At 56.1% G+C, this 25,795-nt stretch carries 21 protein-coding genes; 10 read left to right on the top strand and 11 right to left on the bottom strand.

Annotated elements, in window-relative coordinates:
* Positions 1-171: 171 nt before the first annotated feature.
* The 6 genes from aqpZ to GOX61_RS02155 form a co-directional block, all read right to left on the bottom strand.
* Entirely contained in the window at positions 172-861 is a 690-nt protein-coding gene (gene aqpZ / locus GOX61_RS02180; RefSeq protein WP_170330915.1) for an aquaporin Z, read from the bottom strand.
* A 229-nt stretch (positions 862-1,090) separates the two neighbouring features.
* Positions 1,091-2,131: an Ldh family oxidoreductase gene (locus GOX61_RS02175; RefSeq protein WP_170330913.1), complete on the bottom strand. Its 1,041-nt coding sequence runs from the start codon at positions 2,129-2,131 to the stop codon at positions 1,091-1,093.
* A gap of 169 nt (positions 2,132-2,300) precedes the next feature.
* Positions 2,301-2,801 (bottom strand): bactofilin family protein, encoded by a 501-nt coding sequence (locus GOX61_RS02170; protein WP_155150996.1) that lies wholly within the window; start codon positions 2,799-2,801, stop codon positions 2,301-2,303.
* Complete coding sequence (locus tag GOX61_RS02165; protein ID WP_170330911.1) at positions 2,791-4,122, bottom strand: DUF5930 domain-containing protein; 1,332 nt, start codon at positions 4,120-4,122, stop codon at positions 2,791-2,793. The genes GOX61_RS02170 and GOX61_RS02165 overlap by 11 nt, the downstream gene beginning before the upstream one ends.
* A gap of 174 nt (positions 4,123-4,296) precedes the next feature.
* Positions 4,297-5,115 (bottom strand): ferritin-like domain-containing protein, encoded by an 819-nt coding sequence (locus GOX61_RS02160; RefSeq protein WP_170331096.1) that lies wholly within the window; start codon positions 5,113-5,115, stop codon positions 4,297-4,299.
* A 102-nt stretch (positions 5,116-5,217) separates the two neighbouring features.
* Positions 5,218-5,679: a peroxiredoxin gene (locus tag GOX61_RS02155; protein ID WP_170330909.1), complete on the bottom strand. Its 462-nt coding sequence runs from the start codon at positions 5,677-5,679 to the stop codon at positions 5,218-5,220.
* 68 nt (positions 5,680-5,747) lie between these two features.
* Here GOX61_RS02155 and GOX61_RS02150 point away from each other — a divergent pair, with 68 nt between their 5' ends.
* From GOX61_RS02150 to GOX61_RS02135, 4 genes are all read left to right on the top strand, one after another.
* Complete coding sequence (locus GOX61_RS02150; RefSeq protein WP_367646925.1) at positions 5,748-9,134, top strand: YhdP family protein; 3,387 nt, start codon at positions 5,748-5,750, stop codon at positions 9,132-9,134.
* A gap of 44 nt (positions 9,135-9,178) precedes the next feature.
* The gene (gene queA / locus GOX61_RS02145) at positions 9,179-10,225 is read left to right on the top strand and encodes a tRNA preQ1(34) S-adenosylmethionine ribosyltransferase-isomerase QueA (RefSeq protein WP_155150993.1); all 1,047 of its coding nucleotides are present in this window, start codon (positions 9,179-9,181) and stop codon (positions 10,223-10,225) included.
* Between the two features lie 105 nt (positions 10,226-10,330).
* Entirely contained in the window at positions 10,331-11,602 is a 1,272-nt protein-coding gene (locus GOX61_RS02140; protein WP_155150991.1) for an MFS transporter, read from the top strand.
* 107 nt (positions 11,603-11,709) lie between these two features.
* A complete protein-coding gene (locus GOX61_RS02135; RefSeq protein WP_155150989.1) occupies positions 11,710-12,291 on the top strand; it encodes a DUF924 family protein in 582 nt (193 codons plus the stop codon).
* Here GOX61_RS02135 and GOX61_RS02130 read toward each other — a convergent pair.
* Positions 12,288-12,722, bottom strand: a complete 435-nt coding sequence (locus tag GOX61_RS02130; RefSeq protein WP_170330905.1) for a hypothetical protein — start codon at positions 12,720-12,722, stop codon at positions 12,288-12,290. The two genes, GOX61_RS02135 and GOX61_RS02130, sit on opposite strands and share 4 nt — an antisense overlap.
* 213 nt (positions 12,723-12,935) lie before the next feature.
* On the opposite strand from GOX61_RS02130, the gene lpdA reads away from it, so the two are divergent.
* On the top strand, positions 12,936-14,330 hold the full coding sequence (gene lpdA / locus GOX61_RS02125; RefSeq protein ID WP_170330903.1) for a dihydrolipoyl dehydrogenase: 1,395 nt from the start codon (positions 12,936-12,938) through the stop codon (positions 14,328-14,330).
* A 55-nt stretch (positions 14,331-14,385) separates the two neighbouring features.
* On the opposite strand, the gene GOX61_RS02120 is transcribed toward lpdA, so the two are convergent.
* Complete coding sequence (locus GOX61_RS02120) at positions 14,386-15,771, bottom strand: dipeptidase (protein WP_170330902.1); 1,386 nt, start codon at positions 15,769-15,771, stop codon at positions 14,386-14,388.
* Positions 15,772-16,107: 336 nt separating this feature from the next.
* Here GOX61_RS02120 and hemA point away from each other — a divergent pair, with 336 nt between their 5' ends.
* From hemA to ispG, 3 genes are all read left to right on the top strand, one after another.
* On the top strand, positions 16,108-17,331 hold the full coding sequence (gene hemA / locus GOX61_RS02115; protein ID WP_155150981.1) for a 5-aminolevulinate synthase: 1,224 nt from the start codon (positions 16,108-16,110) through the stop codon (positions 17,329-17,331).
* Positions 17,332-17,459: 128 nt separating this feature from the next.
* The gene (locus GOX61_RS02110) at positions 17,460-18,674 is read left to right on the top strand and encodes a helix-turn-helix domain-containing protein (RefSeq protein WP_170330900.1); all 1,215 of its coding nucleotides are present in this window, start codon (positions 17,460-17,462) and stop codon (positions 18,672-18,674) included.
* 70 nt (positions 18,675-18,744) lie between these two features.
* Complete coding sequence (ispG, locus tag GOX61_RS02105; protein ID WP_170330897.1) at positions 18,745-19,866, top strand: flavodoxin-dependent (E)-4-hydroxy-3-methylbut-2-enyl-diphosphate synthase; 1,122 nt, start codon at positions 18,745-18,747, stop codon at positions 19,864-19,866.
* A gap of 43 nt (positions 19,867-19,909) precedes the next feature.
* Here ispG and GOX61_RS02100 read toward each other — a convergent pair whose 3' ends face one another.
* The 3 genes from GOX61_RS02100 to GOX61_RS02090 form a co-directional block, all read right to left on the bottom strand.
* Positions 19,910-20,983 (bottom strand): agmatine deiminase family protein, encoded by a 1,074-nt coding sequence (locus GOX61_RS02100; RefSeq protein ID WP_170330895.1) that lies wholly within the window; start codon positions 20,981-20,983, stop codon positions 19,910-19,912.
* Between the two features lie 124 nt (positions 20,984-21,107).
* Complete coding sequence (locus tag GOX61_RS02095) at positions 21,108-21,866, bottom strand: DsbA family protein (protein WP_170330893.1); 759 nt, start codon at positions 21,864-21,866, stop codon at positions 21,108-21,110.
* Positions 21,863-23,245 carry a M48 family metalloprotease gene (locus GOX61_RS02090; protein ID WP_170330891.1) on the bottom strand — a complete coding sequence of 461 codons (1,383 nt, stop codon included), beginning with the start codon at positions 23,243-23,245 and terminating at the stop codon, positions 21,863-21,865. Before GOX61_RS02090 ends, GOX61_RS02095 begins: the two co-directional genes overlap by 4 nt.
* Between GOX61_RS02090 and GOX61_RS02085 the strand changes: the two genes are divergently transcribed.
* Together GOX61_RS02085 and GOX61_RS02080 are read left to right on the top strand one after the other, a co-directional pair.
* Complete coding sequence (locus GOX61_RS02085) at positions 23,244-24,410, top strand: pyridoxal phosphate-dependent aminotransferase (protein WP_170330889.1); 1,167 nt, start codon at positions 23,244-23,246, stop codon at positions 24,408-24,410. The genes GOX61_RS02090 and GOX61_RS02085 overlap by 2 nt on opposite strands.
* A 73-nt stretch (positions 24,411-24,483) precedes the next feature.
* Positions 24,484-25,704 (top strand): N-acetylmuramoyl-L-alanine amidase, encoded by a 1,221-nt coding sequence (locus GOX61_RS02080; protein WP_170330887.1) that lies wholly within the window; start codon positions 24,484-24,486, stop codon positions 25,702-25,704.
* The last annotated feature ends 91 nt before the right edge of the window (positions 25,705-25,795 follow it).

The following is a 25,795-nucleotide window of genomic DNA, read 5'->3' as shown; positions in this document are numbered from 1 at the left end:
ATCCCGGATTTCAACACACCAGAGCGCGAAGGTCCAATTCTTGTCTCGGGTGTGTCTTGGTGAAGTCAAAGAAGCTGTCCGTTTAGGTGGAGCAGAGTTTGCCGAATTTCCATAAAAAAAGACGTTGCCAATTCGGCAACGTCTTTGTGGATTTATCTGTCTAAGACTTTGCTACTCGTCAGATGCCATCATCTTCCAGATAAGCGCACCAACGGCGCCGCCGATCAGCGGAGCGACCCAGAACAGCCAAAGCTGTGCCATAGCCGGGCCATCTGCAAACAGCGCCACACCTGTCGAACGTGCGGGATTTACGGATGTATTCGTCACCGGGATCGAGATGAGGTGTATCAGTGTCAGGGCCAGGCCGATGGCTATCGGAGCAAAACCGGCGGGAGCCCGATCAGATGTTGCACCGAGAATGATCAGAATGAAAAATGCGGTCAGGACAATTTCGATCACCAAAGCCGACATCATCGAATAACCCTCTGGTGAGGCCTCGCCATACCCGTTTGTCGCAAAGCTGCCGACACCCTCAAAACCCGGCGCGCCGCTGACGATCAGATACAAGACTGCCGCAGCAGCGATTGCACCGATGACCTGAGCGATCCAGTAAGGCAGAAGATCTTTCGCCGGAAACCGTCCGCCGATCATCAGACCAAGACTGACAGCAGGGTTGAAATGTCCGCCCGAGATATGTCCGACGGCGAAAGCCATGGTCAGAACCGTTAGGCCGAAGGCAAACGCGACGCCCAGCCAACCGATACCAACATCAGCGACACCTGCCGCCAGAACCGCACTGCCGCAGCCGCCAAGAACCAGCCAGAAAGTGCCGAAAAATTCAGCCAGAAGTTTTGATGACATTGAAAGTCCTCCACAAAACAATGGAGTTAAGGTTAATTCAAAAAACACTTTTTGTGAAACTGTGCCTGATGGGGAGTTTTTGCGCGTTGTCGTCAATTGTGTAAATTGTGGTGCTCAGAACGGTGTTCTGAGCCTTTGTACGAAACCTGCATCAAGCATATTTGCGGGTGGTTGCATGTCTTGGTGGAGCTGATTGACAGATAGACTTTATGCCGACGTCACTAGATTATTAGTGCGTATTCACGCCTAGTTCGCAGGCCAGATCTTCGATCGCATCCCATATCCTGCGCGGTATCCGTAAAGGTTGGTTTTGCGAAGCCGCAAACAGGTTTCGTTCGCGTTCCCCCGGCACTTCAACAACGTCGTGCCCCTTTGCCGGTGCCGAGCTGCGAATTTCAGATAGTATCTCTTCGGCAGCGATCTGCATCGATGGGGACGTGTTGTACCGACGACAATCGAGAGCCAGTACCAACCAGTTGATCTCACCCTCCAGTACCGGGCCAAGCATCGCTTCGCCGATCAATTCCGCAATCAACGCCAAGCCATATCCCAGCGGGCCGCCTTTGGGTAGGATCGCTCCGCCATCAAAATAGTCTTCGGGATTTCGCGTTGGTTCACCATCGCGGTTCACGATCAAACCGTCTGGGAGTTCTACACCCGCAGCACGTGCGGCGTAAATCCAGCCGCCGGCCGCTTGTGAGGTTGCGATGTCGATCACAACTGGCCCCCGTTCTCCGCCGGGCATTGCGATGCAGTAGGGGTTGGTTGGAAGCAGCGCTGTACGCCCTCCATACGGCGCTACCATACGCCAGCGTTTGCGATTGCCTCCGCCAATTGCGATAGAGAGACAACCTTTTTCAGCTGCGATTTCACCAAACGCTCCGAGTCGCCCCGTGTGTCCGGCACCGAGAACCGCAACAGCTGAAATGCCCCTGTCGATCGCGTTCTCTGCCGCCAGCTGGTGCGCCATTCGCATTGCGGGGATGCCGATACTGCCACGCGCATCGACGGTAAGGCGGCCACTGTCGCTCTTCTTGATCTCAGGTTTTGCGCCGGTATTCAGCGTACCGTCCAACATCTCTCGGGTGTATTGCAGCACACGTACGATTCCGTGGGATTCGACACCGCTTTGATCAGCTTCCACAAGGTGCTTTGCCACTTCTTCCGCAACCTCGGGCGTGGTGCCAGCCGCTATGAAAAGCGCCTTTGCTGTCAGAATGGCTTGTTCGGGGGAGACCTCGATCCGATCATCAGCTTGAAGTTTGCCCACTGTGCCTCCTGCAACACTATGTTCCGGATTCGGAGTGATTGCCACTGACGGTTACACATCTAAATCGGAACTGCAGTAATTTTCGAACAAGCGCCGATGCATCTGTAGCGAACAAAAAAACACCGCAGATTTCTCTGCGGTGTTTGAAACGATTGGGATGTCAGCTGGATTACTGGCTGACTTCGGCTGCCGGGTTTGCGCCCGACTTGCCGCTACGGCCCGGGTTCAGGGGGTCGTCCTGACGCTGAACCGAACCTTCGAAATGTGCGCCGCTTTCGATGGCGATGGTCTTGTGGATGATGTCGCCTTCGACGCGTGCTGTCGAAGTCAGGCGTACTTTCAATCCACGCACGCGGCCAACGATACGACCGTTGATTACGACGTCATCAGCGGTAACTTCACCTTTGATGGTCGCGGTTTCACCGATGGTCAACAGGTGCGCACGGATGTCGCCTTCGACAGTGCCTTCAACCTGAATGTCTCCGGTGGTCTTGATATTACCTGTGATATGCAGGTCAGAAGACAGTACCGACGCCGGTGGCTTTGGCTTGGGCGCAGTGCTTGCCTTTGTCTCTGCAGGGGCAGGGGTTGCCGGAGTTGCCGGAGCGGCGGGTTTGGCCGCCTCAGAAGCCTTGGGTGCGGGCTCGTTCATTTTGCTCTTAGAAAACATTTCTCGCAGCCTTGATGTAAGTCATTGGATTTACAGGTTTACCATTCACGCGTACTTCGTAGTGCAGGTGCGTGCCGGTCGACCGTCCGGTGCTACCCATATCAGCAATATGATCGCCGCGCGAGACCCTTTGACCGACCTTTACACGGATCTTGGTGTTATGAGCGTAAAGAGTCTCAATCCCGAAGGCGTGCTTGATCTTAACCAGCCTGCCGAAACCGGATTGCCAGCCTGCATGGGTTACAACGCCATCTGCTGTCGCAAAGATGTCGGTGCCGGTTGCACCAGCGAAATCAGCGCCATTGTGCATTCGGCGGCCCCCCGTCTTAGGGTCGCGTCGGGTGCCGAAGCCACTGGTAAAGCGCACGGCCGCACGCACCGGACTTGCAAAGGGGGCCTTTTCTGCAGCGATCCTGTACAGGTTCAACTGATCCATTTGCTGTAGCAGAGTATTCGCACGCACTTCGTCGGCAGAAAGTTCTGCCTCTTCACCGCGCGTGCTGAAGGATAAAGGGGTCAGCGGACCGCCCATACCGCTATATCCGCGCCGGACCTCTTCGATGATGCGATCTGTTGGCATGCCAGCCTGCCGGAACATCTTATCCAGCGGCTCGACCGAGATCACCATAGCTTCTTCCAACTGTCGGAAAATCTCGTCGCTGCGCTCCTGCATCAGCCGGATTTCAAGCTCAAGCTCATCGCGCTGCTCCAACGCATCCTGGGCGTTCGCGGCGATCTCGTCGCGTTCAAGTGCAGTGCGTGCCAGCGCATCTGTCATGAACGCCATCTGCGCAGGATTGGCCGAAGCCACCATGTACATTTCGTCGCTGTCTGTTTCCTGCTGGAGTTCGGCGAGTTCAACCCGTGCTTCTTCACGCTGCTTCATAGTCGCGCGGAGAGTGGTTTGAATAACTTCGATCCCGGTTTCCAGTTCGCGACGCCGGTTTTCCGACTTGAGCAACTCGGATTGCATTGCCGAAATTTGTTCCAGTGCGGCGTTGAACCGATCATGCGCAGCCAGTGCCTCTTCGGCGCGCGCATCGCGTTCTGCGGACAGAATGTTGAGACGTTCCTGATAGGTCGCCTGGTCGCGCTTGGCCTGATCGCGGAAATTCCCAGATCCGATACTGTCCATAAGCAATATTGCCGTTGAGACAGCGGTCCAGCCCACCATAACGGCAACGCCAGCAACAGCTGCGACCTGAGTTTCCGAACTCAGACGGATGAACCGCGTGTCATTATCGGACTTTAAAAATACCCGGCGTTCCGGAAAGTGCCGCTCGAGCAGTGAGTGTAGTTTGATTGCCAGACGTGTTCGCACGCGTCTTTACCTCTCATCCCCTGTTCGGGACCGGTCATGAGTGGGTAGCCGTCCCTTGGGCCGATTGCATAAAGGCCAAGTCGCGTTTGGGCAAGTTTGTTAACAATCAGGTCCGCCCGGACAGAGAATTACCGCACGGCATCGGCAGGAAATTGCCGATCTGAGGGAGGAATATCAGTCCTTCACAACCCCAGGTGGTGGCATATCATCCGCCAGTGGCCAGTAGAAATCCGGAGGCAATCCGGCCTCGGCGCGTTTCTCTTCATTAAAGGGCGGTTTGAGCGCCCCGTGAAAATAGCGACGTACAAGCTGATGAAACACATCTTTCGGGTCTGCGTTTTCCCGACCGCACAAAAAGTGGAACCACTTTGATCCATACGCTACGTGGCCGACCTCTTCGGAATAGATGATTTCCAGCGCTTCAATCGCCTGTTTGGCGTCAGCTTTGCGGAATATGTCAATCATGCCGGGGGTTACATCCAGCCCACGCGCTTCAAGCACCATTGGCACGACTGCCAGCCGACCCATCAGGTCTTCGGCGGTGTCTTCAGCTGCGCGCCACATACCGGCATGGGCGGGAAGGGCGCCATAGTGGCTGCCCATTTGTTCCAGACAGTCGCACACCATTTCAAAATGGCGCGATTCCTCTTCGGCGCACTTCACCCAGTCGTCATAAAACCCGATTGGCATGGGCACATGCCCGAACCGGGCGATGATGTCCCAGTGCAAATCCACAGCATTTAACTCGATATGTGCTACTGCATGCAGCAGGGCGATCCTGCCCGCTTCACTCCCGGGGCGGCGTCTTGGAACATCGCGGGGCGACAACAGCTCGGGACGATCAGGCCGCGCCGGATTAAGCGGAGGAGTTGCCGTTCCGACTTCGATCGGCTCAGAATCGCCTTTTCTGGATTCGAACCACGCAGCCGCATGTTTCTTTGACAGGGCGGTTTTCGCCCTGCCGTCCGCGGTGGTCAGAACCTCGGTCGCCATCTGAGTCAGTGTTTTTGGCACGGGTTTCCTCCGCCAATCGCTGTTTGTGGCGGGTGATAAACCGGATCAAGCCGAGGGTCGAGAGGACTGTGAACTTGACCGTTAAAGCGCCTGAACAGCTTCCAGCACTTCCTCGACATGGCCGGGTACTTTTACCTTGCGCCAGACGCGGGCGATCTTCCCCTCTGCGTCGATGATGAAGGTCGATCGTTCGATCCCCATAGAGGTTCTGCCATACATCTTCTTTTCCACCCAGACGCCGTAGTCTTCGCAAACAGATGATTGCTCGTCTGACAGCAGTGGCGTCGTCAGGCTGTGCTTGGCAACGAACTTGTCATGCTTTGCGATGCTATCACGCGAGATGCCAAAAACCTGAGCACCCGCGTCGGCAAAGGATTGAAGTTGTTCCGAGAAACCGATGGATTCCTTGGTGCAGCCCGGCGTATCATCACGGGGATAGAAAAACAAAACGACGGTACCGCCGCGCAGATTCGACAAGGTCACTTCTCCGCCGCCATCGCGGGGCAAAGTGAAATCGGGGGCGGTGTCTGAAACGTCGGGCATTGGAAACTCCGGCAAAGGTTTTTAATTGATGCTCGACATCATAGGGCGGCGTAGTCGGTTTGAAAGGCGTGGATAGCAAATTGATCCAGCAAGATCAGGAAGGTGCTGCGCAGGCAGAACAACAGCCGCGCCGCCGATCCCGTCGGCGTAAGGCTGGTCTGTGGACTTTGCGCGGCGTTGTCCTGTTGTTGTTTCTCGCGTTGTTCACGGGATTTATGGTGGTTGGTCAGCGGCTGCATGCACCTGAGTGGCTCAGCGATCGCGTCGAAGCGCGTCTTGAGCGGGCTTTGGGCGGTTTGCAGATCAGGTTCGGTGACGTCAGCTTTATCATTCACGAAGGCTGGCGACCCCGATTGCGACTTACGGATGTGACCGTGAGCGATGCGGCGGGACAGCAAATCGCTCAGGTCGCAGATGTACGTGCAAGTCTGGCGATGAGGCCGCTGTTGCGCGGCCAGGTGCGCCCCAAGCGCATCATCCTGAACGGAGCGCTGATTGCATTAACGCGCGGTCCCGATGGCGCGCTGTCGCTGACCGTCGGATCTGGAAGCACGCCTTTGCAGGAGGCACCGAATTTTGCACAGCTACTGGAAGGCTCGGACAGGATATTCCAATCCCCGGCATTGTCGGCCCTGACTTCGGTCGAACTTGATGCAATCACTCTTGATTACAAGGATTTGCGACTGGGTCGGTCGTGGCTTCTGGATGGTGGGCATATTCAAGCCAACCGCAATGACAACGAAGTACGTTTGGCAACGGGTTTCTCGGTACTGGCAGGGCGCGACTATGTCAGTTCAATCGAAGCCAATTATACGAGCACACTGGGCTCACCCGCGGCCCGGTTTGGCGTATCAATCACCGACTTGCCTGCCGAAGATATCGCCGGGCAGACCCCGGCTTTGGCATGGTTGCAGGTGCTCAACACGCCAATTTCCGGGGCATTACGAGGCAGCATTGATGCGCAAGCGGCTTTGGGTCCGGTCTTTGCGACCCTGAATCTGGGCGCTGGTGCAGTGCAACCGAACCCCGAAATTAAGCCTGTGCCTTTTGAATCCGCGCGCACGTATTTCACCTATGATCCGGTCGGTCAGGTTCTGGATTTCAACGAGGTCTCGATCGATTCAGCCTGGGGGTCTGTGCAGGCTGAAGGCAAGGCTTTTCTGCAAGGCGTTGATAGCGGCTTGCTAGAGAGCATGGCGGCACAATTTCGTCTGATCGGTATTCGTGTGAATCCGGCAAATCTGTTCACTGAGACCCTGGAACTGAGACGCGCTGATCTGGATTTTCAGATGAAGCTAAATCCGTTTCGGGTGCAGTTGGGACAGGTCACGATCGAGGATGGTGCGCATCGATTGCGCGCTTCGGGAAACTTGGTCGGTCTGACCGAAGGCTGGAGCGTGGATCTGAATGCGAATATTGACCAGATGCCATCTGAACAGGTTTTGCAATATTGGCCGCCACGGCTTGCACCCAAACCGCGTATTTGGGTGACTGAAAATCTGTATCAGGGTGAAGTATCTGACATGGATTTTGCACTCAGGTTGCGACCACAATCTGAACCCGACATTTATCTGGATTTCGATTTCGATAAAGCTCGCGTTCGGTTTGCCAAGACATTGCCTCCTGTGGAGGATGCTCAGGGTCAGGCAAGCCTGATTAATGACCGCTTTACGGTAACGGCTCAAAAGGGCGTCGTTATCGCAGACGAGGGCGGATCAGTTGATGCATCCGGCACGTCCTTCATCATCCCGGATGTGAGTATCAAGAAAACGACACCCGGTATCGCCCGGATTGTTGCAAACGGTAGCGTTACAGCGGCGCTTTCGTTGTTGAACAGGGCTCCTCTCGAAGTGATGACCAAAGCCGGTTTGCCAGTTGATCTGGCCAATGGCCGGGTTGGCTTGGTGGGCACACTGTCTCTACCGCTGAAAAAGAAGCTGAAATTTGAAGAAGCGGAGTTTCACTTCACAGGAAGTCTCGATGACCTGGCGAGCGATAAGCTGGTTCCCGACGTCAACGTCAGCGCAGATAATCTGCAATTGAGTGGAGACCAGACGCAGGTCAGTATTCAGGGGAATGGCTTCTTTGGGGTGGTGCCGATTCAGGCTCGTTGGCAACAACCGATCGGAGGCAAAGAACCTCAGCGCAGTGAACTGACAGGACAGATCGAGTTATCACCTCGGTTAATGGATGAACTCAGAGCAGGGCTGCCCAAGGGGATGTTAACCGGGCAGGGTACGGCAGCGCTCCGATTGGGGATTGGCGCGGGCGAGCCGCCAAAGTTGTCCGCGGAGTCCGATCTGGTCGGAGTGGCGCTGGCCATCCCTGAGCTCGGCTGGCGAAAAGGGGCCAACAGTAGTGGCAGCCTGACGGCAGAGGCCACATTGGGTGACCAGTTGCGGGTGGATTCACTCAGACTCGATGCAGCTGGCCTCAGAACGGTCGCGTCGATATCGTTCCGGGATGGTGATGAGCTGGATCGTGTTCAGTTCAGTTCGTTTGAGCTGGGTGAATGGCTGGCCGTTCCCGCCGAGCTGATTGGGCGAGGAGCCGCGTTGCCGGATATTCGCGTTCTCGGTGGCGTTTTGGATCTGGGAAAGGCGACCTTTGGAAATGGAACGGGTGGCGGAGGCAGCTCTGGGCCGGGACCAAAGCTTGAGGTTGCATTGGACCGGCTGCAGGTCACCGAAGAAGTTGCCCTGACAGGGATGCGGGGTACGTTTGAAACTACCGGTGGTCTTCGGGGGCCATTCTCAGCGCGGGTGAATGGAAAAGCAGCGATCAACGGTCAGGTATCCCCTCGTGGCGGGCGAAGTGCGGTGACCCTAACCTCGAATGATGCAGGTGCGGTTCTGAGTTCTGCCGGGCTTTTGACGCAGGCAAGAGAGGGTAACCTACGCGTACAATTGGATCCGATTGCCGAAGCCGGGAACTATGATGTCGACCTAAAGATCACCGATACCCGTATCAAGGATGCCCCGGCGATGGCTGCTTTGCTCAATGCCATCAGCCTTGTTGGCTTGCTGACCGAGATGGCGGGGCAGGGCATCTATTTTTCGTCCATTGACAGCAAGATGCGGATTACTCCCACCGAAGTCAAAGTTCTAAGCGGTAGCGCGGTAGGCCCGTCAATGGGCCTATCCTTTGATGGCACTGTGGATACGGTCAGGCAGACGCTGAACCTGCGTGGAGCGATATCTCCGATATACCTGGTCAACGCGATTGGCAGTGTTCTGACGCGAAAAGGTGAAGGGATATTTGCATTCAACTATACATTGACAGGGCCGATTGGCTCGCCTCAGGTTTCGGTAAACCCACTATCCGGACTCGCCCCACTGTTTCTTCGTGACCTGATGCGCGGACCACGACCCACGGTTTCTGACGGGCCTAACGCTCAGCCGCAGAATTCAGGTGGGACCCAACCCACTCAGGGAACTCGCGGTGAGGATCGGTAAGTCAGGCTGTGGCCGAATCTGTCAGAGCCCTGTAATGCGCCGCCATGCAACTGAGTGACTTTGATTTCGACCTGCCCGAAGACTTGATCGCGACGCGGCCTGCCAGCCCGCGCTCCTCTGCGCGTCTGTTGGTGGCAAATGGGGGTGAGATCACGGATCAGCAGGTTTTGGATTTGCCCAATTGGCTGCGCCCGGGTGACCGTCTTGTCCTGAACGATACACGGGTGATTCCTGCGCGATTGAATGGGCGTCGCCATCGCAATAGCGCGCAAGGGCCTGTCTCGGCCGCAATTGAGGCGACTTTGCTTGATCCGCAATCTGATGGCACATGGGCGGCACTGATCAAACCGCTTAAGAAAGTGAAGCTTGGCGAAGAGATCGTGTTCTCGGAACGGCTGAGTGCGACGCTGGAACGGGTCGAGGACGGACAAGCCTGTTTGCGTTTCAATCTGCAAGGCGATGATTTCGACGAAGCGCTTGAACAAGCAGGCGCAATGCCATTGCCGCCATACATCGCAGCCAAACGACCTGCGGATGAGCAGGACAAGACAGACTATCAAACCGTTTGGGCGCAGAATTCCGGAGCGGTCGCAGCCCCAACCGCATCGCTACATTTCGATGAGGCGCTGTTGCATGCGCTGGGCGAACGCGGGGTGACGTTTACACATGTTACTTTGCATGTTGGAGCGGGGACGTTCCTCCCGGTCAAGGTCGAGGACGTCACCACACACAAGATGCATGCCGAATGGGGGCGCGTCAGCGAACAGGCCGCCGAGGAAATTCGCGCGACCAAATCCGCCGGTGGACGGGTTATTCCCGTAGGTACGACTGCCCTGCGTCTGATCGAAAGTGCGGCCCGCAGCGGCAGCATTCAACCGTGGGAAGGCGAAACCGATATCTTTATCTATCCGGGTTTCGAGTTTCATGTGACAGACGCGTTGATGACCAACTTCCACCTGCCGAAATCGACGTTGTTGATGCTGGTGTCGGCGCTGATGGGGCAGGATCGGGTCAACGACATCTACGCGCATGCCATTGCTAGGAAATATCGTTTCTTCTCTTATGGAGATGCGTCGCTTTTGATGCCTTGAAAGCCGTGTTTTCCGGATCGCGCCTCTAGAATGTCGTAGACAAGCGCGACCAAAGGGTTTTTTGATCTCAAGACGTACAACACGTCGGCAATTCCGGGTGGCAGCATGCTTCAGGTTCTTTCCAGCGCTTGGGCGCTTCTTCTTGGTATGGGATTGCTGATGGTCGGCAACGGCCTTCAGGGTACGCTGCTGGGTGTGCGGGGTGAGATTGAGGGTTTCTCGACTCTGCAGATGTCATTCGTGATGTCGGCTTACTTTGTCGGTTTCCTAGGTGGATCGCGCCTTGCACCTGAGATGATCCGGCGAGTAGGGCATGTACGCGTGTTTGCGGCACTGGCGTCTTTCATCTCTGCCGTGATGATCATGTATCCGATGCTGACCGATCCGATTGCCTGGTCACTTGGGCGCGTTGTGATCGGGTTCTGCTTTTCCGGGGTGTATGTGACGGCTGAAAGCTGGTTGAACAATGCCGCAAGCAACGAAAACCGTGGGCAAGCGCTGTCGCTGTACATGATCGTACAGATGACGGGTATCGTCAGCGCACAGGCACTTTTGTTGATAGGCGACCCCGCAGGTTATGAGACATTCGTGATCGCATCGATCCTTGTCTCGGTTTCTTTTGCACCAATTCTGCTGTCGATTTCACCAACCCCTGCATTTGACACGACCAAACCCATGACCTTGCGCAAGCTGATGGAGACATCTCCGTTGGGTTGCGTTGGCATGTTCCTGTTGGGCGGCATTTTCTCGGCCCAGTTCGGGATGAGCTCGGTTTACGGCGCCCAGGCTGGTTTGTCGCTCGTCGAAATCTCGACCTTTGTAGCCTCGTTCTATGTGGGCGCGGTGTTGCTGCAATATCCGATTGGCTGGATTTCCGACCGTATGGATCGACGCATCCTGATCCTGCTTGTCGCTGTCGTAGGGGGCTGTGGCGCTTTGATCGGCATGTTCTTCGGTGCCACTTTCACGATCCTGTTGGCAGGCGCTTTCCTGATCGGTGGCATGACCAGCCCGCTCTATTCGCTGCTGATTGCCTATACCAATGACTATCTTGAGTATGACGATATGTCCGCAGCCTCTGGCGGCCTGATCTTCATCAACGGTCTTGGTGCGATTGCAGGCCCGCTCATTACGGGTTGGTTGATGGGTGAAGGCATCGTGGGACCTGCAGGCTTCTTCCTGTTTATTGCGACGCTCATGTTCATCATGGCGGTTTATGCGCTCTACCGTATGACACAGCGTGCCTACGTACCTGTTGATGAGACCAGTTCGATTGCTTCCATTCTGCCTACTTCGTCACCAGTTGCGCTTGAAGTGGCGCAGGAGGTTGCAATCGAGGCTGCGCAGGATGAACCGGATGCGCAAGAACCTGCCTGAGCGCCGGATTTGTGTCGCAAATGTTGCAATATGTTACTGTAACAATTCTGTAAAACGGACTTAAATGACCTTACGTCCCTGGGGAGGGCAATTACGGAGTCAAGGGCATGGTAGGTCCTGAAGAAGTATTGAGTTTTTGGTTAGATGAAGTTGGCCCCGAGGGGTGGTATCTGCAGGATGAAGCGCTTGATGCGCAAATCCGTGAACGGTTCCTCGAAACATGGGAAGCGGCGTGCGAGGGCAGGTTCTCGCTCTGGCTGACCTATCCCAGCGGCTCACTGGCGTACATCATTCTGATGGACCAGTTCCCGCGCAATATGTTTCGGGGTAGTGGAAAGGCGTTCTCGTCTGACAGGGCAGCTTTGACAGCCGCGAAATGTGCGGTCGACAAAGGCTGGGATCTGAAGATTGACGAGCCGGCACGGCAGTTCTTTTACCTGCCGATGATGCACTCGGAAAACCTGTGTGATCAGGAACGCTGTGTGCGGCTCATGTGTGAGCGTATGCCGGAAAACGGCGCAGGCAACCTATTGCATGCACGAGCCCACCGCGAAGTGATCCGCAAGTTCGGTCGGTTTCCATATCGGAACGAGGCGCTGGAGCGTCCGACAACCGAACACGAGGCTGCATATGTCAGCAGCGGTGGTTACGGCTCAACTGTTCGCGAGTTGCAGGGGGCCGCGACCTAGGTCGCGGGCTCACAGCCCCGAATAACAAGAATTCGGTCGGTCACGACATCAGCCGAAGTGGTGATGGCGTGATCGATAAGCTCTTCGGGTTTTTCTGCTAAACCCGCGAGTTGCGACTGGGTAGTCTCCAGTTTGGTTTCCAGATCATTCAGCCGCTGCAATGTGGCATTCAGTTTCTGCCTGACTACGCTGTCCAGTGTACCATCCTGTGCACGAATAGCCGCCAGATCGCTGCGCACGGCTGCAAGCTCTCCCCGAATACTCTGCGCCTGATCCCGCAGAGGCGTCACCAGTTGCAGGTTCTCAGCAAACCCATCCCGGATACTCTCGATCGATTGGCTAAGTTTTAGTCCCAGAAACAGGCACAAGGCCACAAGGATCAAAGTTGCGTTCAAAAGGGCGAGCACTAAATCTTTGAGCGTTTTGGCCATGATACGCCTTTCGGAAATCTAAGAGAATGAAATACCCGGTGGTCCGGGTACCTCTGTTCTAGCTATTGGTGTATCTCGGGTATAGGCTCAAATCTGTGTAATTCAGACACGCTGACCCCGCGTCATATATGTCGCGGGAACGGACATTGATGAGTTTGAAAAAATAGTTTAACGGTAAACTAGTTTTCAATCGACCTGCGCCGAGAGGTACACATGGCTGCACAATCCTTTGATCTGATCGTAATCGGGGCAGGGCCCGGTGGCTATGTCGCTGCTATCCGCGCGGCCCAGTTGGGACTGAAGACGGCCGTGGTTGAACGCGAGCATCTGGGTGGGATTTGTCTTAACTGGGGGTGCATCCCAACAAAGGCGTTGCTGCGATCTGCAGAGGTGTTTCACCTCATGGAGCGTGCCAAGGATTTTGGTCTGAGTGCTGACAAGATCGGCTATGATCTCAATGCCGTGGTCAAACGTTCGCGCGGGGTGGCAAAACAGTTGACCAGTGGCGTCGGACATCTGCTCAAAAAGAACAAAGTCACCGTCGTGATGGGTGAGGCAACGATCCCAACCAAGGGCAAGGTCAGTGTCAAAACCGATAAGGGTACCGAAGAACTGACGGCAAAGAACATCATCCTTGCGACCGGTGCCCGGGCGCGTGAACTGCCTGGACTTGAGGCTGACGGTGATCTGGTCTGGACCTACAAGCACGCTCTGCAGCCACCGCGCATGCCCAAGAAATTGTTGGTCATCGGCTCAGGTGCAATCGGTATCGAGTTTGCAAGCTTCTACCATACGTTGGGTGCTGACACGACCGTGGTCGAGGTGATGGACCGCATCCTTCCCGTCGAAGATGCCGAGATCAGCGCATTCGCCAAAAAGTCCTTTACCAAGCAGGGTATGACCATCAAGGAAAAGGCGATGGTCAAGCAGCTGGATCGTGGCAAAGGCAAGGTCACAGCGCATATCGAAGTCAATGGCAAAGTCGAGAAACACGACTTTGACACCGTGATTTCTGCAGTTGGAATCGTTGGTAATGTCGAAAACCTCGGCCTCGAGGCGCTTGGTGTCAAAATCGACCGCACTCACGTTGTGACAGATGAGTTCTGTCGCACCGGTGTCGAGGGTCTTTATGCCATCGGTGATATTGCTGGTGCGCCCTGGCTGGCGCACAAGGCCAGCCACGAAGGTGTCATGGTTGCCGAATTGATTGCCGGCAAACACGCGCACCCGGTCAAACCGGAAAGCATCGCAGGCTGCACATATTGTCAGCCGCAGGTCGCTTCGGTCGGTTACTCGGAAGCTAAGGCCAAAGAACTGGGCTACGAGGTCAAGGTTGGCCGTTTCCCCTTCATCGGTAACGGCAAGGCCATCGCTCTGGGTGAGCCCGAGGGCCTGATCAAAACCGTATTTGATGCCAAAACCGGGGAATTGCTGGGCGCGCACATGATCGGCGCAGAAGTCACAGAGCTGATTCAGGGCTATGTGGTTGGTCGCCAGCTTGAGACTACCGAAGAAGACCTGATGAACACCGTCTTCCCACATCCGACCTTGTCCGAGATGATGCACGAAAGTGTGCTGGACGCCTACGGCCGTGTGATTCACATGTAAGTTTGGGATGATCCCAAGGGAAAAGGCACCGCCACATCGGCGGTGCCTTTTTTGTTTACTTATTCAAAGCATCCAGAATGCGCGCCCACGAGCGGATACCCTTGTGGAAGCTCTTTACGTCATACTTTTCGTTGGGTGAGTGGATAGCGTCATCGTCGTTGGCATAGCCGACCAACATCGAATCCAGTCCCAGAACCGTATCGAAGTAGCCGACTACGGGGATCGAGCCGCCCATGCCGGTGAATACAGCCTCGCGATCCCACTCGTCTGACAGTGCGCCGCGCGCGGCTTCGAATTCGGGGCGGTCAAGGTTCATGACAGAAGCAGGGGAGCCTTCGAGGTCATTGTCCCAAACAACCTTCGCATCGGGGGACAGCCGCTCTTCCACGTGTTTACGGATCTTATCGCGAAGGGCATCCGGGTCCATGTCACCGACCAGTCGGCAGGTGATCTTGCAGTGCGCCTCTGACGGGATCACCGTTTTGGATCCGGCACCATTGTAGCCACCCCAAAGGCCGTTAACTTCCAGCGTCGGGCGCGCCCATTGCTGTTCAAGTGTGGAGTAGCCTTTTTCGCCGTGGGGTTGGGTATACCCCACCGAGTTCAGGTATTCAGCTTCGTCAAATCCGCAGCCTTCCCATTGGCGCAGCTGCTCGGCGGGAACTTCGTGAACGCCTTCGTAGAAGCCTTCGACCGCAACGCGTCCGGTTTCATCGTCATAGAAAGAGGCAACAATCTTGGAAAGCTCACGAAGGGGGTTCAGGCCAGGCCCACCGTAGTGGCCGGAGTGCAGGTCGATACGGGGGCCGATGATTGTGAACTCATCCTTCAGCATGCCGCGCAGTTGCGAGGCAATCGAAGGAACGCCGCGCGAGACCATCGAAGTATCGCAGACGAGGGCCAGATCAGCTTGCAGTTCTTCCTTGTTGGCTTCGAGGAACGGCACCAGCGACGGAGAGCCCGATTCTTCTTCTCCCTCAAAGAAGAATGTGATCCGGCAGGGCAGTTTACCGTGTACTGCCTTCCAGGCGCGGCAAGCCTCGACAAAGGTCATCAACTGGCCCTTGTCATCCGACGAGCCGCGGCCGCGGATGACTTGCCCATGCTCGGTATCTTCCAGCGCCGGATCAAACGGATCACGGTTCCACAGATTTAGCGGATCAACCGGTTGTACGTCATAGTGGCCATAGAACAGCACATGTGGCCCATCGCCATCTTCACCGACGTGCCCAACCACCATGGGGTGGCCGGGGGTCTCACGCTTTTCTGCCTTAATGCCAATGCTTTGCAAATCTGCGACCAGCCAGTCCGCGGCCTGATCAACGTTCTCCTTGAAGGCTGGATCAGTTGAGATGGACGGTATGCGTAGAAACTCCATCAACCGGTCGATGGAAGTGGTCAGATCGGTGTCGATCCTGCTCAGAACAGCGTCAAGCGACATAGGCTTCTCCTGAATGGATGTGAATTTGCGCGGAGCCTAGCAGCGCTGGCGGTGTCGTCCAGTGTGTATCGGCGGGAATTGGGGTATACTGTCGGAAATAAGGAAAGCGCCGTAGAACTACCTGCGTCGTTTCCTCGCGTCTTATAGCCGTAACTTTACTTGTCCGGGGGCGTGTTAAGGGATAATTGATGCAAATCAAAGTTAGGTCCCACTGATCAGCAGTAGGTAGTTGATACAGAGGAACGCAAAGTCGTACTAATGGTCTAGGCTAGGAGATACGGCGAACAAAGTGGTCCGGTTGTGGTCAAAACAATCCGGACATCGAAGGAGGGTCCGTTGGACTACACTGCTCAGCTCGATTCAGCGATTGCCAGGCTGCATGAAGAAGGACGATACCGGACCTTCATCGATATCGAACGTCGCAACGGCCATTTCCCTCACGCCGTTCGGACCCGTCCAGACGGTTCGCAGCAGAATATCACCGTATGGTGCGGCAACGACTATTTGGGCATGGGGCAGCATCCCGTCGTCCTGAACGCAATGCACGAGGCGGTTGATGCCGCGGGTGCAGGGTCGGGCGGCACACGCAACATCTCTGGCACAACTGTCTATCACAAGCGGTTGGAAGCCGAGCTCGCAGATCTGCATGGTAAAGAGGCTGCGCTGCTTTTCACCAGTGCCTATATCGCAAACGATGCGACGCTGAGCACGCTACCTAAGCTGTTCCCGGGCCTGATCATCTATTCCGACGCGCTGAACCACGCCTCGATGATCGAAGGTGTGCGTCGCAATGGTGGCGACAAGCGAATCTTCCGCCATAATGATGTCGCGCATCTGCGCGAACTACTTGAGGCCGACGATCCTGCAGTGCCCAAGCTGATTGCGTTTGAATCGGTTTATTCGATGGATGGTGACTTTGGCCCCATTGAAGAAATTTGCGATCTGGCAGACGAATTCGGCGCGCTGACCTATATCGACGAAGTGCACGCGGTCGGCATGTACGGCCCGCGCGGCGGTGGTGTAACCGAGCGTGACCGGCTGGCGCATCGTATCGACATCATCAACGGAACGCTGGCTAAAGCATACGGCGTGATGGGTGGCTATATCGCCGCCAGCGAAAAGATGTGCGACGCTGTACGCTCTTACGCGCCGGGCTTCATCTTTACCACGTCTCTTCCGCCCTCGGTTGCCGCTGGCGCTGCTGCGTCTGTTGCCTATCTCAAAGGTGCATCGGAACTGCGGGAACAGCATCAGACGCAGGCCAAGGTGCTCAAGCTGCGTCTGAAAGGGATGGGCTTGCCGTTGATCGACCACGGCAGTCACATCGTGCCGGTGATTGTCGGCAACCCGGTACACACCAAAATCCTCAGTGACAGGCTGCTGGATGATCATGGAATTTACGTTCAACCGATCAATTTCCCGACCGTTCCTCGCGGGACTGAACGCCTGCGCTTTACGCCGTCACCTGTACACGGGCCCGGCGAGATGAACCGTTTGATCCAGGCGATGGACGAACTTTGGTCACATTGTGCGCTAAATCGCGCCGAACTTGCCGGTTAACCTCACGCCAAAGTGTGCAACACGTTTGCCGCGTGTTAAGCTTACGCTAACAAACAAACAGACGAATCGTTATGGGGACGATTCGCTGTTCGCGCTAAGCACGCGGCAGGCAAAATGGGGCAGCAGGGATGATTGGGCGCAGGACACAGCGCGATTCCGAGGAAGACGTAGACGTCAGACCAAAGGGTTTCGATGACTTCGAAGTACGGCTTGGTGACATGATGCGCGGCGAGCGGGCAACCATGGGCAAGTCGCTACTGGATGTTCAGCGCGAACTGCGGATCAAAGCCAACTACATCGCTGCCATCGAAAATGCTGATCCTGATGCATTTGACACACCCGGCTTCATTGCCGGGTATGTTCGTTCTTACGCCCGCTATCTGGGGATGAACCCGGATGATACCTTTGCTGCCTTCTGTCAGGAAAGTGGATTTGAGGTCGCGCACGGCATGTCGGCAGAGGCTTCGGTTGTCAAAAAGGCAACTGGGGATTTGCCAAACCGCGGTCCTATGGGGCGCGATCCGTTCATCTCTCCCAACACGCCATACCTGCCCGGCAATGAATCGGTTTTCAGCCATATCGAGCCTCGCGCAATCGGGTCGTCTCTCGTCCTTCTGGCGCTGATCGGTGGGATCGGATACGGCGGTTGGTCCGTGCTGAACAAGATACAGCAGGTACAGGTGGCGCCAGTTGAACAGGCCCCGGTCGTGCTGTCGGATCTTGATCCGTTGCACGAAGCGCAAAGCCGTTCGCAGGAGCCAGAGATAGCCGGGTTGGAAAGCCCAAGTGCAGAGGCGCTTGACCGCCTCTATCGACCGCAGGCGTTGGACGTACCCGTTCTTGTTGCCCGTGATGCGCCGATATCGACGCTTGATCCGCGTACGGTAGGCACCTTCAGACCTCCAGAGGTTCCTGAAACGCAGATTGCCGATGTTCACACGGTCGAACGCCCTGCGTTGCCGCAGGTTGTAGAAAAACTTGATACTGCACTGCGGATTGTTGCTGTTGATCCAGCTTGGATGCGTGTTCGAGCGGCAGATGGTAGTGTGATTTTTGAGGGAACTCTTGGAACTGTTGAGCATGGCAACACCTTTGAGGTGCCTTTGACAGAAGAGCCACCTCAATTGCGCGCTGGTGCTGCTGGTTCGGTTTATTTCCAAGTAAATGGCAAACACTATGGGCCTGTCGGCGCGCCCGGCACAGTAGCTAAGGGCGTTGTGCTGTCCAAAGACTCGGTGTCCGAGCAGTTCATCGTGGCCGATCTCGAAGCAGACCAGAACAGTGCGCTCAAGCAATTGGTCGCCGAATTGCAAACTCAGGCGACAGAAGCGCCCGCCGAGTGATCTAACCATTGCGGTACCCCGGTCGCCGAACTATCTAAGGCGCAACCTAGGCAGACGCGGACCGGTTTTCATGTCTCTCAATCACGTACGTCCCTGGCGCGATATCTATCGCCGCAAATCCCGCCAGATCATGGTTGGGAACGTCCCGGTTGGGGGTGATGCACCCATCGCTGTTCAGACCATGACCAACACGCTGACGACTGACGTGGCCGGAACCATTGCACAGGTTCAGGCAGCAGCTGAGGCAGGCGCGGATATCGTGCGGATTTCGGTGCCGGATGAGGCGTCGTCAAAAGCGCTAAAAGAGATCGTGCGCGAAAGCCCCGTTCCGATCGTCGCTGATATCCATTTCCACTATCGTCGTGGTATCGAGGCTGCTGAAGCAGGCGCTGCATGCCTTCGCATCAACCCGGGTAATATCGGTGACGAAAAGCGTGTGAAAGAAGTCATCAAGGCTGCACAAGACCACAACTGCTCGATCCGCATCGGCGTGAACGCGGGCAGTCTGGAAAAGCATCTGCTGGAGAAATATGGCGAACCGTGCCCTGAGGCGATGGTCGAAAGCGGGCTGGAACATATCCGCATCCTTCAGGACAACGATTTTCATGAGTTCAAGATCAGTGTGAAAGCCAGCGACGTATTCCTGTCAGCGGCAGCTTATCAGGGTATTGCCGAGGCGACAGATGCACCGATCCATCTGGGGATTACCGAGGCTGGTGGACTGGTCAGTGGTACGATCAAATCTGCCATCGGGCTAGGCAACCTGCTTTGGATGGGCATCGGGGACACGATCCGTGTCAGCCTGTCGGCCGATCCTGTCGAAGAGGTCAAGGTGGGTTTCGAGATTCTCAAATCTCTGGGTCTGCGTCACCGCGGCGTCAACATCATCTCTTGCCCGTCCTGCGCGCGTCAGGGCTTTAACGTCATCAAAACCGTTGAAGAGCTAGAAAAGCGCCTTGAGCACATCAAGACACCCATGAGCCTGTCGATCATCGGTTGTGTCGTGAATGGTCCGGGTGAGGCGCTGATGACCGATGTTGGCTTCACCGGCGGTGGAGCAGGGTCTGGTATGGTCTATCTGGCCGGTAAGGCCAGCCACAAGATGTCGAACGATCAGATGATCGACCACATCGTTGAAGAGGTCGAGAAAAAGGCGGCAGAACTCGATGCTGCCAAAGAGGCAGCCGAGTAAAGCATAGCTTATTCAGGGCGTCGCCCGCGACCCGCGGCGCAGATCAAGTGACTGCTGGCATTTGTTGCGTTGCGCAGTGAATGCCGCCTCCCATCTCACCCAACGTGTCGACGTTAAGTGTGATGATTTCGCGACCAGGATAGTGCCGGGAAATCGCGTCCTGCGCGATCTGGTCGGTTTCACGATCACCGAATTCGGCAACGATTACCGCGCCATTGCAAACGTAGTAGTTTGCATAGGATGCGACGAATTCCTCATCGTCGATGCGGCGCTCAACCGGCTCGGGGATGACATCTACTTGTAGCCCGGCAGCGACAAGCACATCATGAGTGTCCAGGGCCGCCATATGGAACGGGTCAGCTGGATCCGGATCGTCCGGCAGGTTGATCAGGACACGCCCGGGGCCGGTAAACCTCGCCAGGCTGTCGATGTGGTAATCAGTAATATCCTCGTCCCAAACGCCTGCGGACCAGATCATGCGGTCGGCCCCGTATGCCTTCAGCAGTAGCGCTTCAATTTCATTGCGCGACATCCCCGGGTTTCGGTTGTCGTGTACCCATGAACTCTCATGCGCCATGAGCAAGCCGTGGCCGTCTTGTTCAACGCCACCCCCTTCACCGATCAGACCGGATTTGAGGAAGGGCAGGCCCAGATGTTCGGAAACACGTCTGGCGATTTGCGAGTCATTCGTGTTGATCTGCCTCTCGCCCCAGCCGTTGAACTGGATATTTGTGATGGCGAGATCGCCGTTTTCATTAACTACGAAAATCGGTCCAGAATCGCGGCACCAGAGGTCGTCGGTAGGAATGTCCCAAAGCTCGACGCTGGCAGAGAGCTTTTTGCGTGCCGATGAATGATCTTCCTTTGCAGCAAGCAGAGTGACGGGTTCAAAATCGGATATCGCATTTGCGATATCAGCGATCGTCTGCTGCGCCATTTTCCGGAAAACCCTGTCAGAGTGCACCCTGCGGTTCGCCGGCCATTGCATGAATGTACGCTGATGCGGGCCTTCCTCGGGTGGAACGAAATAGCCGGAGGTTGGGTTTGCGCTAAGGATACCTGGGCGTGTCATGAGGCCGAATGCTCCGCTGGCCAGCAACATTTCTCTTCTGTTCATCGCTATCTGCCTCTCAAGATCAACAGATTTGTTTGTGCAATCCAGCGGGCTGGCTGCGTATACGTCATCCAGGCCTGGTAAGTTCTCGCGATGGATAAGGGGCGGGGTGTCCGCCCCCTCTCAATCAGCTTTGATCAGCGCGAACGCCGTCGGCGATTTGCTGCATCTGATCTGCAGTCAGATAACCGCGCAACATTTCGGTTCCCAAAACAAAAGAGGGCGTGCCTGAAATTTTCATCCTTTGCGCCAGTGCGCGGGTTTGTGCGATTTCGTTGTTTACTTCGTCACTGTCCATAGCGGCAATGATCGCATCGCTGTCCAGCCCAAGACCATCCGAAATACGACGCAGAGTAACCTCGGAAACATCGCCACCGAATTCCATCAACGCATCGTGCACCTGTTTGTATGCATCATCGCCAGCAACGTTCTTGGTGGCCACGGCAAATCGCGAGGATAGCAGGGACGCTTCGCCAAGGATTGGGAATTCCTTGATCACCAGACGGATATTGCCGTCCTCTGACAACAGGCTTGCGACTTCTGGTACTGCTCGGCGACAATAGCCGCAGCGATAATCCATGAACTCGACAAGCGTGATATCACCATCAGGATTGCCGCCTACCCAGCTATATCCATCATTGAACAGTTCATCCGCATTCGCTGCGACCAGTTCCTTGTCAGCGACGGCTTCGACGGCAGCCTGCTGTTGTTCGAGAATGGTGATCGCTTCGACGATAACGCTGGGGTTTTCCAGCAGATACTCGCGGACCTGTTCGCCAAAAGCAGCTTTCTCCGCATCGCTCATCGAGTTGAGATCCAGCGCCGCCGCAGGGCTGGAGATCAGGGAAAGCCCCAGAAGGGCCGGTGCAGCATGTCTGAGGATCATTTCCGTTTCCTTTTCTCTTTCTTTGCTCGTTCCGAGGCAATCAACACATCTTGCGCCCTTTGCCAACCCGGAGAGCCCACGGGCAATTGCCCGACAGCACGTTTTGCATGGATGCCTGCATCGGCCAACCGGCCTTGCAAAGCATATCGTTCTGCGGTGACGGTCGATGCCATCCCATTATTGCCCACCTTGGAATAGGCAGAACCCAGATCCTGCATCAGTCGCGCGTTTCGATAGTCTCTTGCGCGAGCCTTTTCAAGGGCTTGCAGGGCGTTCTTCGTCTGGCCGTCGCTCAGCAGCGCGCGACCATAGCCAGCCAGAATGAGCGGGTCATTGGGCGCAAGCTCTACTGCTTTACCGTAGGCGTCAACAGCTTCTTTAACCCGACGGTTTTCCAGCAAGATCTGGCCTTTGAGTTCGTAATAGAACGGATCGTCAGGACGAACCTTGAGGGCGCCATTAATTGCAGCACGCGCACTCGCCAGATTTCGGTTCTGGTGATGTGCTGCTGCTTCGCGCATCAGGCGGATATCTTGCGCCGTTTCTTCTTTGGAGCGCCGCAGTGTCCATCCGGGGCTGCGCAGAAAAGCCGATAGTTTGCCTTTCACACGGGCAAACCAGTAGTCGGCATTCGGGTTGGACTTGGCCCTATCAGAAAACTCTTCCAAAAAGGCCTCGGCGGCACGCAAACGCTCGCGACTGGTCGGGTGCGATCGCATGTAAGGGTCTTGATTAATCGTACTCAACAACTCCTGACCCGCGAATTTCCGATGCAGCTCGACCATGCCGATCGGTGAAATCTCTGCCCATCGCAGATAGCTGGCAGCGCTTCGGTCAGCCGAAGACTCTTCGGCCCGTGTATGGCCCAGAAAGCTGCGTAATGCAGAGGACGAGGTTCCGGCTGCGATGCCTGCTGCAGCTTCGCCACCACCAGCAGCCGCAGCGACCAGTGCGAGTGCCAGACCCAGTTGAGCATTTCGCTGAGCTGCCCTCAGGTTCTCGGCGCGCCGGGCCAGATGACCGTTGGCGATATGGGCGGCTTCGTGGGCAATAACGGCCTGCAACATCTCGGGGCTGTCAACCGCCAGAATGAGGCCGTAGTTCACGTAGATCGTGTTGTAGTCGATGACGAAGGCGTTGAAAGTGCTGTCGTTTACGACAAGGACCTGTACCCGGTTGGTGTTCAGCCCAGCCGCGCGAAGGATTGGAAAGGCGAGTTCTCGTAAACCATGTTCGATATCCGGATCGCGTATCAGGCTTTGCGCATAGCTTTGAACCGCCGTTGCCATCCACATGCCAACAGCCAGTATCAGAGCCGGGATTGACGCCAGCCTGGATACGCGTTCAAAAGCCATGGCTGCAACATGGGAGATGGGCATGAGAAACTCAACCCGGTCCGGGGTCGATCCCTTCATCGTGATGGACGTGATGGAGGCTGCACGAAAAGCAGAAGAGGACGGGCGCCACATCATTCATATGGAGGTTGGTCAGCCAGGAACAGGCGCACCCAAAGGGGCGGTGCAGGCGCTGGCCAAGGAAATGGAGCAAGGACCGCTGGGCTATACTGTAGCGTTGGGTCTGCCTGCATTGAGGCAGCGGATCGCCCGGATGTATGGCGATTGGTACAATGTCGATCTGAACCCTGAGCGTGTCGTTATCACGCCGGGGTCTTCTGGCGGTTTTCTGCTGGCATTTACAGCGTTGTTCGATAGCGGTGATCGCGTAGGCATCGGCGCGCCGGGTTATCCGTCTTATCGCCAGATTCTCAAAGCGCTGGGGCTGGTGCCTGTCGATCTGCCTACCGCACCTGAACATCGGCTGCAGCCAGTGCCAGCAGATTTTGCTGGTATCGATCTGCAAGGGCTCATGGTCGCTTCGCCAGCCAATCCGACGGGCACCATGCTGGACCATGCCGCGATGGGGGCGTTGATTGAAGCGGCGCAGGGGCAGGGAGCATCGTTTATCAGCGACGAGATTTATCACGGGCTGGAATACGAGGCCAAAGCCGTCACCGCGTTGGAATTGACGGATGAGTGCTATGTGATCAACTCGTTCTCAAAGTACTTCTCGATGACCGGATGGCGTGTCGGTTGGATGGTCGTTCCCGAAGATCAGGTGCGTGTGGTCGAACGTATTGCCCAGAACATGTTTATCTGTGCCCCACACGCAAGTCAGGTCCCGGCACTGGCGGCGATGGATTGCGACGAAGAACTGCAAGGCAATCTGGATGTCTATCGCCGGAATCGTGAATTGATGCTCAAGGGTTTGCCCCAAGCAGGATTTACCAACATCGCGCCGCCGGATGGGGCGTTCTATGTTTATGCGGATGTCTCGGATCTGACCAATGACAGTCGCGCTTTTGCCGCCGAGATATTGGAGAAGGCAGGCGTTGCGGTGACACCGGGTCTGGATTTCGATCCCGAGCGTGGTCATGAAACGCTGCGCTTCTCCTACGCACGTTCAACTGCCGATATCGAGGAAGGTCTGGAACGTCTGCGCGTTTTCATGGCTGAACGCGGTAACGTTGCACTCAGTAGCGCCTGACGCCAAAAGCGTTCACAAAACCATGTCGGTGCTATAGGCTTTGCGCCGAACGATCTCGGGATAACTTGAGGCCATGAGCAGGATTTTCTATGTTCTAGCGCTGTTATGGGCGTTGACCGGCAATGCGCTTGCGCAGGATTTCAGTGCGCTTGCCAGGGTTATTCCCGATCAAAGCCAGATCACGGACAATGGCGCTTCGGGTGTTCGTCTGCGTATTGGTCTGACCCAGGGAGTGCCATATCGCGTTTTCACGTTGCAGGATCCGTACCGGATGGTGCTGGATTTTCAGGAGGTTGACTGGACTGGCCTTGACCGCGAGGCGTTTCTGAAAAGCAATCGGATCACAGGTGTACAGTTTGGAGCTTACGTCCCCGGCTGGTCCCGCCTTGTGATGGAACTTGGCGCGCCGCTGGCTGTGGATACGGCTGATATGCGCGTTGACGCAGCAACGGGGGCAGCGCTGCTGACGCTCAATCTGCGTGGAACTGACTTTGATACATTCGCGAAAGGTGCCGGTGCCCCACGCAACCCCGGCTGGGATTTGCCCGAGCCCGCGACGGTGGAAGAGGCTGAACCTCGCAAGGGTGATCAGCCTCTGCGCGTCATGCTGGACCCCGGACATGGTGGACTTGATCCGGGTGCCGAAGTGTCCGGAACCGATGAAAAAACGTTGATGCTAACCTTTGCGCGTGAACTGCGCGAGCTGTTGTTGCGGGCTGGCGGGTACGAGGTGGTCATGACCCGTGTTGATGATCAGTTCGTCTCGTTGGAACGTCGCATTGCGCTGGCACATCGGGCGGGGGCGCACGTGTTTATCTCGCTGCATGCAGATTCGCTGTCCGAGGGGCAGGCCCATGGCGCGGCAGTCTATACATTGTCCGAAGATGCCTCGGACGTTGCCAGCCTGAAACTGGCAGAGCGCCATGATCGGGGCGATTTGATTTCAGGCATCGACCTCAGTGGGTCGGATGATCAGGTCGCGGACGTGTTGCTGGACATGGCACGGCAGGAAACGAAACCGCGCACAGACGCGCTGGCACGGGCGATTGCCAACGGGATGGCACAGCAAGGCGGCCCGATGAATCGTCGCCCGATCCGCACCGCTTCGTTCTCTGTCCTAAAGGCAGCTGATATCCCTTCGGTTCTGGTAGAGCTTGGGTTTCTGTCCAGCCCCAGAGATTTGAAAAACATCAGGAATCCTGAATGGCGCGCATCGATGGCGCAAGGCATTTACAAAGGGCTTGAGAAGTGGCGGCAAGAAGACGTGATCAAACGGTCACTGATTGGACAGTGACCTGACGACGCAAACTGGCTAGAATGCGCCAAGGTGTTTTGACCCTTGGGCTGAGCGTCACTATATAGACGGCACCGCGAATAAAAGGCAG

The organism is Ruegeria arenilitoris (assembly GCF_013030265.1).
GTDB lineage: Bacteria > Pseudomonadota > Alphaproteobacteria > Rhodobacterales > Rhodobacteraceae > Ruegeria > Ruegeria arenilitoris_E.
This window is presented reverse-complemented; position numbering and strand designations above follow the sequence as displayed.

What these genes read in the sequence shown, in the direction of transcription:
- GOX61_RS02160 (WP_170331096.1), bottom strand. Translation starts at nt 5,115, where the DNA reads ATGGCGACCGAGGTTCTGACCACCGCGGACGGCAGGGCGAAAACCGCC.
- GOX61_RS02155 (WP_170330909.1), bottom strand. Translation starts at nt 5,679, where the DNA reads ATGCCCGACGTTTCAGACACCGCCCCCGATTTCACTTTGCCCCGCGAT.
- aqpZ (WP_170330915.1), bottom strand. Translation starts at nt 861, where the DNA reads ATGTCATCAAAACTTCTGGCTGAATTTTTCGGCACTTTCTGGCTGGTT.
- GOX61_RS02090 (WP_170330891.1), bottom strand. Translation starts at nt 23,245, where the DNA reads ATGCCCATCTCCCATGTTGCAGCCATGGCTTTTGAACGCGTATCCAGG.
- GOX61_RS02130 (WP_170330905.1), bottom strand. Translation starts at nt 12,722, where the DNA reads ATGGCCAAAACGCTCAAAGATTTAGTGCTCGCCCTTTTGAACGCAACT.
- GOX61_RS02095 (WP_170330893.1), bottom strand. Translation starts at nt 21,866, where the DNA reads ATGATCCTCAGACATGCTGCACCGGCCCTTCTGGGGCTTTCCCTGATC.
- GOX61_RS02135 (WP_155150989.1), top strand. Translation starts at nt 11,710, where the DNA reads ATGGTAGGTCCTGAAGAAGTATTGAGTTTTTGGTTAGATGAAGTTGGC.
- queA (WP_155150993.1), top strand. Translation starts at nt 9,179, where the DNA reads ATGCAACTGAGTGACTTTGATTTCGACCTGCCCGAAGACTTGATCGCG.
- GOX61_RS02100 (WP_170330895.1), bottom strand. Translation starts at nt 20,983, where the DNA reads ATGAACAGAAGAGAAATGTTGCTGGCCAGCGGAGCATTCGGCCTCATG.
- GOX61_RS02140 (WP_155150991.1), top strand. Translation starts at nt 10,331, where the DNA reads ATGCTTCAGGTTCTTTCCAGCGCTTGGGCGCTTCTTCTTGGTATGGGA.
- lpdA (WP_170330903.1), top strand. Translation starts at nt 12,936, where the DNA reads ATGGCTGCACAATCCTTTGATCTGATCGTAATCGGGGCAGGGCCCGGT.
- ispG (WP_170330897.1), top strand. Translation starts at nt 18,745, where the DNA reads ATGTCTCTCAATCACGTACGTCCCTGGCGCGATATCTATCGCCGCAAA.
- GOX61_RS02080 (WP_170330887.1), top strand. Translation starts at nt 24,484, where the DNA reads ATGAGCAGGATTTTCTATGTTCTAGCGCTGTTATGGGCGTTGACCGGC.
- GOX61_RS02085 (WP_170330889.1), top strand. Translation starts at nt 23,244, where the DNA reads ATGAGAAACTCAACCCGGTCCGGGGTCGATCCCTTCATCGTGATGGAC.
- GOX61_RS02120 (WP_170330902.1), bottom strand. Translation starts at nt 15,771, where the DNA reads ATGTCGCTTGACGCTGTTCTGAGCAGGATCGACACCGATCTGACCACT.
- GOX61_RS02110 (WP_170330900.1), top strand. Translation starts at nt 17,460, where the DNA reads ATGATTGGGCGCAGGACACAGCGCGATTCCGAGGAAGACGTAGACGTC.
- GOX61_RS02170 (WP_155150996.1), bottom strand. Translation starts at nt 2,801, where the DNA reads ATGTTTTCTAAGAGCAAAATGAACGAGCCCGCACCCAAGGCTTCTGAG.